Source organism: Ignavibacteriales bacterium, from assembly GCA_016214905.1.
Lineage (GTDB): Bacteria > Bacteroidota > Ignavibacteria > UBA10030 > SZUA-254 > PNNN01.
Genome location: JACRMQ010000007.1, coordinates 684,996 through 698,399, shown reverse-complemented (window position 1 = coordinate 698,399; position 13,404 = coordinate 684,996). Strand labels below are relative to the sequence as shown.

16 protein-coding genes are annotated in these 13,404 nt (G+C 40.1%); all 16 read right to left on the bottom strand.

Annotated elements, in window-relative coordinates; translation table 11 throughout:
* Positions 1-157 precede the first annotated feature (157 nt).
* Positions 158-697: a hypothetical protein gene (locus tag HZB59_10140; protein MBI5021788.1), complete on the bottom strand. Its 540-nt coding sequence runs from the start codon at positions 695-697 to the stop codon at positions 158-160.
* Between the two features lie 101 nt (positions 698-798).
* On the bottom strand, positions 799-1,854 hold the full coding sequence (locus HZB59_10135) for a DUF4373 domain-containing protein (protein MBI5021787.1): 1,056 nt from the start codon (positions 1,852-1,854) through the stop codon (positions 799-801).
* 1 nt (position 1,855) lies between these two features.
* A complete protein-coding gene (locus HZB59_10130) occupies positions 1,856-3,286 on the bottom strand; it encodes a hypothetical protein (protein MBI5021786.1) in 1,431 nt (476 codons plus the stop codon).
* An 8-nt stretch (positions 3,287-3,294) separates the two neighbouring features.
* Positions 3,295-3,675, bottom strand: coding sequence for a T9SS type A sorting domain-containing protein (locus HZB59_10125; protein MBI5021785.1), 381 nt, complete (start codon positions 3,673-3,675; stop codon positions 3,295-3,297).
* The gene (locus HZB59_10120) at positions 3,672-4,310 is read right to left on the bottom strand and encodes a hypothetical protein (protein MBI5021784.1); all 639 of its coding nucleotides are present in this window, start codon (positions 4,308-4,310) and stop codon (positions 3,672-3,674) included. The genes HZB59_10125 and HZB59_10120 overlap by 4 nt, the downstream gene beginning before the upstream one ends.
* 281 nt (positions 4,311-4,591) lie before the next feature.
* Positions 4,592-5,464, bottom strand: a complete 873-nt coding sequence (locus HZB59_10115; protein MBI5021783.1) for a hypothetical protein — start codon at positions 5,462-5,464, stop codon at positions 4,592-4,594.
* A 121-nt stretch (positions 5,465-5,585) separates the two neighbouring features.
* Entirely contained in the window at positions 5,586-5,915 is a 330-nt protein-coding gene (locus HZB59_10110; GenBank protein MBI5021782.1) for a hypothetical protein, read from the bottom strand.
* Between the two features lie 49 nt (positions 5,916-5,964).
* A complete protein-coding gene (locus HZB59_10105; protein MBI5021781.1) occupies positions 5,965-6,867 on the bottom strand; it encodes a site-specific integrase in 903 nt (300 codons plus the stop codon).
* 302 nt (positions 6,868-7,169) lie between these two features.
* A complete protein-coding gene (locus tag HZB59_10100; protein MBI5021780.1) occupies positions 7,170-8,114 on the bottom strand; it encodes a sigma 54-interacting transcriptional regulator in 945 nt (314 codons plus the stop codon).
* Positions 8,115-8,341: 227 nt separating this feature from the next.
* On the bottom strand, positions 8,342-8,572 hold the full coding sequence (locus HZB59_10095; GenBank protein MBI5021779.1) for a hypothetical protein: 231 nt from the start codon (positions 8,570-8,572) through the stop codon (positions 8,342-8,344).
* 540 nt (positions 8,573-9,112) lie between these two features.
* On the bottom strand, positions 9,113-10,054 hold the full coding sequence (dmeF, locus tag HZB59_10090; GenBank protein ID MBI5021778.1) for a CDF family Co(II)/Ni(II) efflux transporter DmeF: 942 nt from the start codon (positions 10,052-10,054) through the stop codon (positions 9,113-9,115).
* A 161-nt stretch (positions 10,055-10,215) separates the two neighbouring features.
* Complete coding sequence (locus HZB59_10085; GenBank protein MBI5021777.1) at positions 10,216-10,512, bottom strand: 4Fe-4S binding protein; 297 nt, start codon at positions 10,510-10,512, stop codon at positions 10,216-10,218.
* On the bottom strand, positions 10,509-11,543 hold the full coding sequence (locus HZB59_10080; protein MBI5021776.1) for an acetyl-CoA synthase subunit gamma: 1,035 nt from the start codon (positions 11,541-11,543) through the stop codon (positions 10,509-10,511). Before HZB59_10080 ends, HZB59_10085 begins: the two co-directional genes overlap by 4 nt.
* 12 nt (positions 11,544-11,555) lie before the next feature.
* Entirely contained in the window at positions 11,556-12,257 is a 702-nt protein-coding gene (locus HZB59_10075; GenBank protein ID MBI5021775.1) for a sulfite exporter TauE/SafE family protein, read from the bottom strand.
* The gene (locus HZB59_10070) at positions 12,257-12,523 is read right to left on the bottom strand and encodes a hypothetical protein (protein MBI5021774.1); all 267 of its coding nucleotides are present in this window, start codon (positions 12,521-12,523) and stop codon (positions 12,257-12,259) included. The genes HZB59_10075 and HZB59_10070 overlap by 1 nt, the downstream gene beginning before the upstream one ends.
* A gap of 21 nt (positions 12,524-12,544) precedes the next feature.
* Complete coding sequence (arsM, locus tag HZB59_10065) at positions 12,545-13,393, bottom strand: arsenite methyltransferase (GenBank protein MBI5021773.1); 849 nt, start codon at positions 13,391-13,393, stop codon at positions 12,545-12,547.
* Positions 13,394-13,404 lie beyond the last annotated feature (11 nt).

Genomic DNA, 13,404 nt, shown 5'->3' with positions numbered 1-13,404 from the left:
GAGCGGTTCGTGGAGTTTTGTCCAGTTTTCCCACACCATTGGTTTTGCACAAAGCGGACACAAGGCATTGTACCGCTTCATACGCTTCTCAAATTCAATAATGCGGTCGCTACGCTTTATGTGAGTACAAGGTTGTAATTCTTTGAGTGTCATTGTTCTACTCCCTTTCTTCTGGTAATCGAAATGGTAATTTTAAATGTTGAAAGATTTCTTCTTCGCTGTGGATTTTAATGATGTTCCCACCGGGTGTCAGTAATCCGCTTCCATCTGCCTTGAGTTGCATGTGGAGCTCGAGAGCCCGAGAAGCGAGTTTAATATTGTGTTCACGGCTTCCGGTTCGAATCAAAAGCAAATTCCACCATGTTGTTTCTGTTGCGATGTAGAGATCAATCGGTACATTCACTTTTTGAATTGGACGGAAGAATCGTTTTATCTTACTCCCATTTGCTTCAAGGATAAGGTACGCATCGAGGCAAAGCTCTGAAAGTTTGCGATCGAGAAGATTTTCTTTCACCGGTTCACCAAAGAGAGTATCATCTTTTATTTCTCTGAACTTGGGAATGGCAATTATATCAAGGTCATTTACCGAGAGCTTTCCTCTCCTAAGTGAACCGACAATCTGAATTTTTTCGCAATCATCTTTAAGTTTTTCAATAATGTCGGCTGCTATTTCTGTTGCAAAATTATTTGAAAACATACTTTGACTCACTCCGTTCGCTCAGTACAAGTTAATTCGACTTTATTTGATCTGTTTCTACACATCATATAAACTCCTAAGAATTTAATACCATACTTCGATTATGACCCCCTTCCCGCACGTTCGTTCGGGACAGGCATTAATCTCCCCCTTGATAATGGGGAGATAGTTAAACTTTGTTCTTCCTCAGCTGTCATAAGTTGAACCCATGGTGTTTTTCCGTTGCCATTGCCGTGTAAACATGTCCATAACCAACCAAATGGATTATCAATCTTTGATTTTTCATACTTCTCCAAGAAAAGATGCAGTGCCCGCATCACGAGTTCCGGATAATTGATTTTATTTCCGAGTATCTTGTAGGCATGAAAACACATATCGAGTTTATGTTGATACTCACCACCGGAAAAAAGTTTTTTTAGCTCCTTCAATTTAGGATTCCAATCGATGGTACTTCCATGCTGACGATTCCACAATTGAAGCGCTGAATGAAATTTCAAACAATACTGATCGAAGAGTTCATCCGATAATTCGATTAAGAATGACTCATCTGTTGATAAATTATTCACAGCAGATGTATTGCATATATTCTTTTTCTGTTCTGTATCTGTTTCTGGGAGAACTTTGTCAGACTTAGTTCGGATATTATTCTGAGAATCTTCGGATCCTTCGACTCTGCTCAGGACAGGTATGCTTCGAACTTCAGCTGTAGTTTGTCCAAGCTCTGTTCGGATATTGTTTGCTTGTCTCTGTACACGCCTTGTATAATCATCCGCACGTTGTTCGAACGAGGGACTATACAATAGATTATAATTCAGCCACTTATCGGAATCGAACAATCCGACCTCAACACAAAGTTCAATAACATTCTTTAACTTTTTGGGTGATGTGAATAAGTTTTTTGAAAGAATCTTGAGAGGGAGACGAGGTATGCTCTGAGGATTCCTCAATAGAAATTGGGAACCAGATGCGGTGTTGGAAAACTTTTGATCGATTTCGGGAGAAATTCCGGTGAGTTTGAGATGAAATGTATCCGAATGCTGACCGATATCTTCAAGTAATCCCCAATAGATACCGATCCCTTCCGCTCCGTAGGTTGAACCGAGAACCTGAAGCTTGGGATCGTGTCGAGCAGCGCATTCGTGATGGAACCATTTCATATCACTTCCTGAGTCGATAATAAGTTTGTTCTATCGCATCGATGCCATTATGCTTCTCGAGAAGTTCATACTGTTTATTGTAGAGATCAGAAACCAACGTTACAGCAGCTTGACGAAGTTTTGAGCGCTTGAATAATGATGATTGCTTAATAATCTCCTCAATCAAGTCCAAGAGGGTCAGAACCGTTTCATCTTTTAAAGCATGACAATCAAATTCAGGTACAAGGAATCTTACTTTATGTTCTGCTTGTGAAATAACCTCTTCACATTTGGAGCCAAAACATTCAAAGACCTGCTGTCGGAATGAGCGAAACAATACCTCGAATAAGTGAACATATTCAGATGATTGAAAAGATGCAGGGTGAAGGGTGACGGATGATGAATCACCGGTGGATGAAGGATGAGATATAAATGGTGATGATTGATTATGTTTATTGAGTGTTGGAACTTTGATCTTTTTTCTGGCCTGTTTTTTATTTGGTAAAGAAGGTTTGGGAATAGTTGCTTCGTTGGATTGTACAGGTCGAACTTTATTTTCCGTTTTATCTAAACTAATGAAATAGTCTTTTGGAATTGCTTTCTTATCCTCGTTCTTTTCGTCTTTGGACATAGGAGAATTGAGAATCTGTTGAATGAACTTTGTGAATTCATCCGCTTCAATTGTATGCTGATCATCCGATGGCAATTCGCACTCTTGTGAACTTGCCTGATTAATCATTTGGATTTGAACAGCAGGATGATGAATTTGCTGAACCGGTTTGGTGAGAGAAATAGGCGTTAGATTTTCGACACGCCGAATGGCATTCGGCGTTACATCAATAACATTCGGGACTACATGAGAGGTGCTATATCGCTCTCGAATAATTTCCTTATTCTTCTCAATATCATATAGCAACAATCTGCCATGTTTGAGTGTTGGCTGAAAATTTAATAACTCATCCGATGAATGTATTTCTACGAGATGAATATCGGGTTTAGGCCGTGTGAACTCGTTACATTCAATGATTCCTTGCTGACAGCGACTAGTTTTTAACAAGCCGATAATCTGTTTTTTTGTTAGCGCTTCGATATGCACCTTCAGACAGGGTTCGTAATAAAATGTTGAGCGAAAGCGGTGAATTATTTCTTCCGGTGCACGATACAAATAGACTTGAGTATTATTTCCTTCACGTTTCTCTTTAAATGTTTGAAGTGCAGTATCGATGTTTAGCTTGAATCGTAGATCCTGATTGAGACGCGCACACTCGTAAATTGTTGGTCCTTTAAGAAAAAGAAGATCATAGAATTTTCGATTCTGCACGGAATCCTGATCCAGAGAATATGAAATCATAATGAAACCGATAGACTCTTTGGTTTGAGATTGCGCAAGAAGCATCGGATCAAGATGTTGCCCCGGAACACCACCGATTATTTCTTCGGCACCGTTTATCATTTCGAATATTACCTGAGATAAATGATTTTCTTTATATCTCTTGCATCCATGGTCTTTAAAGCAAGAAAATAGACACCAGAAGAATAATCTCCATCACTTAGATAGAAATGATATATTCCAGTCGAATAATTTCCATCTGCGAATACCGTAACAAGTTGACCAAGAATATTATAAAGACGAAGCTCGATATAAGTATCGCATTCAAGAGTGAGTGAGATTTGATCATTCCGGTATAAAGGAGTCGGGAGGGTAAGAGTGACTGATTCATTGTTTAGCGAATCACTCCCCCTTCCCGATGTGTGGTGGATGGGACAATGCCGGGGGACGGTTCCACCAATGATGTTTGAATTAAAAAGAATGAATAAGACAAACGGTAAACAATATTTCATTTGATATTTCCTCCATATAGTATCCAAGAGAGTTCTTTTCTTTGTTTATTGATCCCGATTAGTGATTTTCTAACGCTCAAAAGATCCAACTGCGATTTGAGAAATTCATCGAATTCAATTTTCCCCTGTTGAAAGCATAAGGTCTTGAACTTGAGAATATCTTCCTTCAGCTTCAGCTCATCTTTTGCCATCGCACAGAGTGAATCAAGTTCAATTGATTGTAGAATTAAAATAGATCGTTCATTGCTTTGTTGTTTCTTTAACCGATTATAACGCGTATGAAGTTGTTCCAATTCGAGCTCAACGTTTGTGTGCTTATCGAAGTCGAGAATTTCATTAATGGAAATACTAATTGATAACCGGTATGCATCTTTGGGCAGGATATAGGGAACAAAGTTCGTTGGATTAACAAAGATTATATCCTTCATGCCGAGACTTGCTGAGACATGTATTTGTGGAACAATCCGATGCCAGAAATTTGTTTGGCGAACTTGAAGGTCCGCTTTGGAGATTTCGATTTCAAGTAATTTCATATCAAGAGAATCAACCGCGCTTATTATGGCTGATGATTGAGCATAACCAGCACTAGATAATTCAAGTAAAAGAAATAGAATTGATATTATTTTTTGTTTCACGTTTTATGACCCCTACTCCCGCACATTCGTGCGGGACAAGTTATAATCTCCCTCCTTCGACTCTCCCGCTCTTCTAGCGGGATCGCTCAGGACAAGCCTTGTCGGAGAAGAGAGATTGTATGTATGTCTTTTTATCATAGTTTTTTTGACCCCCTCTGTAATCTCCCCCCTTCGACTTAGCTCAGGACAAGCCTTGAAGAGAAGGGGGAGATATTCGAGCCGGGAGATGGTGCGATTACGTTCCGAGGGAATCCCCTCCGGGGAATCACACTCTACTCCTATTATGGACCGGAGGTAATTTCCCGGAGGATTGAGCCGTCAGATTGTCCGAACACTTTGACATTCCGCCATGATGCATCGGGATATTCTGTATATGTGATGACTTCCCCTTCCGGACCGCAACTAGTGATCCGTACCTGAATCAGGTTATTGTAACCGTCTCTCACTTCAGAATAAACCGCGCCTGAACCTCCGTAACGTTTTGTAACCCGGACGGTTCCGTCTTGCGGATTAAGAATGCTTGTAATAACGGGTAAACGGAAAGTGTATGTCTCCACTACACCATTTCTCTGGACATGAGTGACGATCGTATCGATTGAGAGACCGTAAACTTCGGAGATTGTTGACTGTTGAGTCGTATCATTTAGAAAATCCTGTTCGGAAATGAACTTTTTCGTTTCCGAAACAATCGCAATTGGTGGTTTACCATAGGTTTTACGGACTGTGATAAGGAGTATGCCCTTGGGATAGGCGTGCTTTTCAGTGACTACGGCACAATATCCATCCTTAGTGACTTCACCATAAATATAAGTGGTGTCGATTGTCGTGGATGATACCACCATTTTACGTTGTTTGGTTGGCAGAGCCGAACTTAGCTCATTCAGTGTCATCTTTTGCTGAGATGTATTTCCGTTTCGCAGAACGTACTCAGTAATGTTATCGATTTCATCGAGAACACTGATGAGAAATTCTTCGCCGGTTGTTCCAGATTGGACTTCCAATGGTGGTTTTGTCGTAACTGCGATCGGTGTATCTTTGTTGCAACCGGCAATCCAGAGAATTGCACCGAGCACGAGGAAAATTAGAAGGAGAACCGGACTTGTTGCAGAGGCAAGTCGGCGATTCATGCTTCGGGAAAAATAGTGTGTGCACATAAGAACCTCTTTATAATTATGAAGGATAAAGGATGAATTATGAGTTGTGAATTGTGAATAGTTAATGATTAATTGTTAATTATTGATTTTTATTAGTTATGCTTCTTTTGTTCATGATTATTTAAAAGTGAAAGACTTGGACTGATGTTTCAAAGCGGCGTGAACCGATTTTGAGGACGCCGAAATAGATACCGACCGGAGCAAAGTATCGTTGATTAGTTTCACCAAGCCAGGTAGTTGAATGAGTGCCTTTCGTTTCGACGGCATTCTCAACAAGAGTTTTGACAAGTACGTCATTTTGCAAAGAGTCTTTCTTCATGATATAAATGCTAACTTCAGATGGATTTTTTAGAGTGTATTTCAGCTCTGTATTTCTTCTGAATGAGTCGAACGCGCTTGGTGAAAAACGGAGATTACTCACAAGAGCCGGATCGTCTGTAACATTTGGCATATTGCATTGCACAAAGCTCAGAATGAAAAATAGGGATATCGGAAACGCATTACGCATAAGTCGATACCCCTTGAATCAAATATTTTGAATGATCCGTGGCTTGCGAATGCAGATAACTGATTTTTTGTAGAAGTTCATTCATCAAACCATGTCTATTTTTCAGATAGAGGTGTGTATGATGAAGTACCAGCGGAGTGCAATCAAGATGCAAAGCGTAGTTTAGTTCCTGCAATAGAATTCTATTGCAAGAAATTGATATCGGTTTCCCGCTTAACGGATCGTGGAATATTCTATCAGCATTTGTATTCCGAGATGAAAGATAGTCATGAAGCTGGAGAAGCATGGCACCGCTCAGCTTGAAACTAAAATTGTCATTGACATTGATGATTACCGACTGACCGTTCTGCTGAATTGAAGACAATCTCAATATCGGAATATGGTATTGCCTGACACCATAGAGCAGCATGAACATCAGGATGAGCTCATCTCGTTTGTAGCGAATCAAAAGGGATTGGTTATCGGTTTGCTGGTGAGCGATGAGATACTGAAGCATAGAAAGAATTTTTTCTTCATCAAGGATATCGTTATACACAGGAAAAAACTTGATGGAAGCAGCCGGATTCGAGATAACGACCTTTTTTCCGAGTAGGTAATCGAAGTACGTTTTGATAACTATTAAAGTCCTTCGTATCGTTGAGAATTTAGAGCCAGTTTGAATAAATTTTTGGATGTACGATTCGATATGCTGGGGAGTGACATTCAAAGCACTTTCTTCGCTTGAACCGATATCTATTCCGGAAAGGTAATGTGAAAATTTAATTAAGTCAGATTGGTACGCCTGCAATGTCCCCTGAGTATGTTTCTTTAACCTTAGCTTCTCTATGAATTCAGCAAGCAGGGGGAGTTTGATTTGATCATCCAACGATTGATTTGATTCATTTATCACTGACATTTCTCCAAAATATTTTTTCTATATAGCTACTAAAATGACCATAACAGCAGTTTTATAAATTCGTGTTATGCTATAACAGCACTTTTAAAAAAGTTAGTTATACAGCAGCACTTAATTTTTCGGTAGTAATTAACAAAGAGAATGACGGTGAGACAAGCAGGATTTTTGTACGATTATTTCAAAAATTCTTCCCGTAAAACAAACGAAAATCATTGTTATTCAAAAAAATGTAGAAACCGTTCATAAAGGTAATTCCTCGAAAACATGATGGTTTCTATGAAAAGTCAATCCATATCAGCTAATCAAATTGATCTGTTTGGCTTGTGTTTCTTTCGAATTGCTCCTTCGGTTAACCCTAACTTTTGGGCAACTTTTGTCATTTTCCCTTGATATTTATTGATGGCTCTTTCGACAAAACCTCGCTCGATCTTAGAAAGAAACTCCGGTAATGAAAATTCATTTCCAGCATCGATCATTGTCAACATTTTCATAACCTCAAGTTTCTCAGGATGGTTAAGCTCTTCATCATAAGGGAAGACAATAATTGAGCGAAGGTATGCAGTGAGATCACGAACATTTTCCTTCCAGCGATGAGTGGTTATCAAATGTAAAAGATCGGGATCAATCTTATTATCTGAAGTTAAACAGCGAATTGTGGATCGGGGATATTGATAACGATATTTTAGGTGATAGTACTTTGCGAGCAATATGATATCTTCTTGACGTTCTTGAAGAGGCGGGATAGAAATGGATTTGAAAGGTTGGATAATCTCTGCTAACTGTAATGAGATTTGATTTTTCTTTAATAAGATTGGAATTGGTTTTTGGAAGGTGAATATAAGACGAGCAGTAATTCGGAATGATTCATTCAATCCTGGACGAGTAACAAGGTTAGCTGCCATTGAGGTAGCAAGTTGATTCTGAATAAAATGATTAGCTTTATCTATATGTTTGAGTATTACCGTGGTGGGGTGTTCAAGAACACTTTTTCGTGTTGATGAGAGTTCGGGAGGTCCGCAACCGAAAAGTGCTATTCGTTGATCACGATCGGAAAGAAGAGAAAAGTTGAGTGAAATTTGTTCTAAGTTGGATCTCGGGGAATAAGCATGGATATGCGATGCAAACAGATGTTTGCCTACTCCCGCCTCACCTATAATCACTAAAGGTGTTACGTCATTTGAAAATGTAGGAAGCGATTTTCGCAATTTACAGATTGCGTGACTGCCTCCGATGAATTCTTCGAGCACAACTCCTACCCGCGAAGATAGAGGTTTTCCTTAGTTCTCTTCTTCTTACTGCACCAATTAAATTGATATTACTGCGGGCTTGAGTATTTTTTCCCAGAGTCTCGATCACCGTCAATGAAATCGAGTTGCTTTGATTGTATAAATATTAGAAATTGATATTTATCCTTATCTACATCTACTCGTGCTTCAATTATTCAATCGATCACACAGAGATTAATATTCTTTCTTCAATCCTCAATTATAAACTTGAGTGTAGGTGGTTGAACATTTGTATCGATTTGAATAAGTTCTCTTTGCTGACCTTTTAGCTTTTTTGTTTGGATGATAACAATACCATCGTCGAGTATCGCTCGCACATTGCCATAGTTATTTAGCAGTACCTCTTTTGTATCGGGAGATATATTCAGCAGCTTGTTAAATGGAAGGCGAGTACGTTTATAATCTTTCAATGGATCCATCGAGTACCTTTCTAATATAAATAGAAAATAAAAAGACCTGAACCCGCTCATCGGAAATGCGATCCGAAAAGCGCGGTTAGGTCTCTGTGACTCGAAGGTCTATTGGACTCTTTGAATTAAATAGTTATTTGCAATAAATAAAATATACTAACATAGTCATTGAATAACAATGAATACAGTTCTTCGTTAATTGGCTCTTTATGTGTAATCAGAAATTACGCGGATTTGTTAATTATATAGTTTCGGCTATATAAAAGTCGAAGCTATTGCTCGGGAGGCGGTTCACACAGCTAGAATATAATAGATGAAAAAGGAAAAGTCAAATCCAGAACCTAGAATGCCATTGTTTGATTTGCAGTGTGGATATTGTACAGATCAAAATAAATTACTTGAATTCAGAAAAACATGACAAATGTTGCCAGTGAGCTATAGTCCGGATTGTTCTTCAAGACTCTGTGAGCAAACACAGCAGATTTAGGTTCAGGGGAAAAAGACTTGTGGTGTTGAAATTGTTATATTATCACTTCAAACACAAAAAATTCATTTGGCATATTCTTCGTGCCAATGTGTTTCTATAGTTAGGTGTGTAATCTCTTTAAAACCACTTAATGTTTTCCGGTAGCGTTCGACTGAATGCGGCACAGTTGAACATACCGACACAATGCATGCGTAGCGCGCGTCGCTGACCCGCCACAGATGAAGATCATTCACCTTGCTGCTGCCATCAACTTCAATAGCAGTTCTTATTCGTTCCACCAACGGCGAATCCATTTCTCTGTCCAACAGAATTGCTGAGCTGTCACGCAAGAGAGAAACAGTCCATCGGGCAATCATGGCTGCGCCGACTAATCCTGCCATAGGATCGAGCCAAATCCATCCAAACATTTGCCCTCCAATAAGAGCGGCAATTGCAAGCACCGATGTTGCGGCATCGGCAAGGACGTGGAGATACGCTGACCGAAGATTTAAGTCGTGATGAGTGTGAGAAGAATGTGAAGCTTCAGAGTGAGAGGAATGTTTATGTGTACTACCTGTACTCATAATGAACGCACTGAAGATATTAACCAGCAAACCGGCAACAGCAACAATAATTGCTAAAGTGTAATCGATAGCTTGAGGATTCATTAAGCGGTCGACAGATGCGACAACTAACGAGAGCCCAACGATCCCGAGAATGAGCGCGCTTGTATATGCGCCAAGGATTTCTATCTTCCACGTTCCAAAGGCGTAACGTTTATCCAAAGAATGGCGTCGTGCCAGCACGTATGCCAGTAGTGAAATTCCTAATGCCGTTGCGTGTGTGCCCATATGCCAACCATCGGCGAGGAGAGCCATCGAGTGAAACATCATTCCCGCCGTAATCTCTGTCGCCATAGTCGCGATAGTTAATAAAACGACAATTAATGTTCTCTTCTCTATGTGTCGCTTCGATTCATGGAAATCGTGGTTGTGTTCATCGTTAAATGTATGTTGTATCTTCATAACGATCTTCTATGTAAACTATTGGAAGAATAAATCAAAGTATGCGGAGGTTTATATTTCAAATTGCACTCTGTCCGCGTTCGTTTGTTCTACTCTTTATCACATCTTCCACATTACTAACAAATATTTTCCCATCACGTTTACAACTTCATCAACCAAATTCAACAACATGAAGCATCGGAGGAGCAATCACATGTTGGTTCTCCACCTCGGAGAAATCCATTAAGAATACCCGTCGCGCAACCAACACCCGATTTGACATAAATTGCCCCTTCACAACAATTGTTTGCACACGCTCCGCATTCCATGCAATAATCTTTGTTCTTAATAAATGCTCTCTTATTCGCAATCCCAAAAACATCGTGGGGACATACTTCAATGCACATTCTACATCCATTGCATCTCTCGGAGTCGAGCTTTAATGTGACTACATTTTTTAAATAGACGAGTTTGCTCATGGCATATAGAACAGAGATAACATCCACATGATACATCCCAAGCCCGCACTTATGATCTGCAGTGGCATGGCAATTTTCATTTCTTTTTTTACTCCTGACAAAGATGTAAACGTAGAAGCGCCCGTAAAATTCATCGACAGGAATGAAGATATTGCTGTGACAATTAAAATCCAGCTTATTCTTTCTATTAATGAAGATCCCGTACAGCCAAGAATACTCAACATAATTGATACCAGCATGCCGGTTAAAAAACCTTTGAATGCGAAACTTCTTCCTGGAATCATTGACAAAAACATTGGTGTTAAAGTTGTTCCCGAAAAATAGGCAACGAGAATATTCACGACAGCGCGGCCACCCGTGGTCCAAGCAAGATCTACTGAATACCCACCCTTGTTAAGATCCGCTAGGATAAAGAATATTGCAAGGACTGTGAGAAGGTAATATCTCCCAAAAACCAATTCTACAGGAATTAATTTCAGACGGTCAGTAAACCGAAAATTCACTTTTCGCATTTCCGGTGTTGCCTTATAGCCCGCCGAAATATATTTTTTTATATCAGAGCATCTGACCGGACCAAATCTGATCTTGAACCCTGTCTGTTCCTCGACTCTGTGGGCTGAAATTCCCGATGCCCCAAGTTGAGGGGCAATCAAGTATTTATGTGAAATGATTTTTTCGATGTTTGTCAGTCCGATCCGACGTACAAGTTCTTTCGTCCCGAAAGTTCCCTTACCCGCTGCACACCATACATTAATGCCCTCAGTATCTAATACTAATATCCAAGCGTTCAGTCCGGTGAGATTCTTCCGTAATGTATCGAAGCTTAACTTATAATTCGCAGAAATGAATACATCAGATTTATCATCGGGAGATCCAATTATGTATATACCGGGATTCACTCGATAATTATTTCTGTTAATTCCCCAACGCACCTTCACTGCACCGATATGATCGGTCAAACTTAATGTTTCGGTGACCCTCAAAACATCGCCTGCATGCGTATGAATACTTCCAGAGATATAATTATCCATCCGACACAATCGCTACAAAGTGACTATTAAATAGAACCCTATTGTGATAAGGAGAAAACCTGAAGCGTACTGCAGCACAATATTGAATTTATCGATGAACAATGAAATTTTCCCGGAACCCCATCCAATACCGATCATCGCTGCAGTCAAAGGCAGACCATATCCCAATGCAAATAATACCAGCATTAATGCGCCCCAGAATGCGCCACCTTTTAAAAAAGAAGCGCCAATTACAATCGGGAACAGAGGATTGCAACCAGTGTTACAAGCAGTAGATAAGCCACCAATGGCAAGACCGAAAATTAATGCAGGCAATATTCCTTCTCTTATTTGAGTAGTTTCTGTTTTGACGGATGGTAATTTAAATTGAAACCAATTTAATGTTGCAAGGCCGAATAGAATTGATAATATTCCCGCTGCTATTTTCCAGTAATTTCCTATTGATTGAATGAGATAATGGCTTATATAACCAGAAAGGGCTCCGATTAACCCTAGAGATATGACTGTTCCGATCAAGAACGAAATGCTGCTAAACATAATCGTTTTCTTCTTTTGCTCATTTCCAAGTTTTCCAGAATATCCTGCAATTGCTCCTATCACTGCAAAATTACAGCAGGAACTAAATGCTCCCAACATCCCCAGCAGGAATGCGGCGGGAAGCATTGACGCAGAAGTGATATCTGCATTGGCGATATTTCTAATCCATTCTTCCATCAGGGACAACATTTTGATTTAGTGGTGTCACATTTATTGGTGTCAACGGTTCCTGTACTGCAAGAAGAAGTATCTTCTGTATGAATCATACCACCGCTGTTTCTTGCTTTTCCATGATCAGAAAGTTTGATAATAACAATGATGGTTGCGGCAAGAATGATGACCACAGATGCGATTATTTTCCAACCCGCAGGTTTTTTAGTTTCGCAACACCCCGGTTCACAATCACAGCCGTGTGGGCTGTTGTTCTTTGTTGTATTTTCCATTGATGTCACCTCATTAACTATTTACGATGCCGTTTTGCCGCAACAACCGGGTGCACAACATGCTTGCTTTTCTGCGTAGACAGTAATGCTTAGAATTGCGTTATTGGAGGCATGATATCTGTTGTCGAGATCATCCCTGCCCAAATATTGCAAGAGAATCTCATCTGGGATGGTAACCGGCTTCTCCTTTACGACACGGATATTTTCAAATCCTGCCTTTTGAATGGTAGCAAGATAATCGGACTTTTTGAGAGCGCCTGCTACACATCCCACATACAACTCCGCTGCCCCTAATATTTTTTCAGGTAAGAGCCCAGAAGTCACGACGTCAGAAATGCTAAACCGGCCCCCCGTCTTTAATACACGGAAGATTTCTTGAAATGCTTTCTCTTTATTAGGAACGAGATTGAGCACGCAATTACTGATCACGACATCGGCGATACCTGAAGCTATAGGAAGTTTTTCAATTTCGCCAAGACGGAACTCAACATTCTTGAAACCGAGCTTTTCACAATTTGCTCGGGCCTTGACTATCATTGCTTCCGTCATATCAACTCCGATAACCTTTCCTTTCTCTCCCACGATCGCACGAGATACGAAGACATCATTCCCGGCTCCCGATCCTAAATCGATGACGATATCACCAGGTTTCATCTGCGCGAATTCCGTTGGGATTCCACATCCAAGGCCTAAGTCCGCATCTGCAACATAGCCCTGCATCTTGGAATAGTCCTCGGCAAAGACAGCGTAATCTACAGTGCAACATCCTCCCACACCACAACAAGACTTCGCATTTTCTTCAGTCGTCTGCTCGGCGATGTGAGCATATTTATCTTTGACCATTTTCTTAACATTATCCGGTTTGTTCATAATCTATTCTC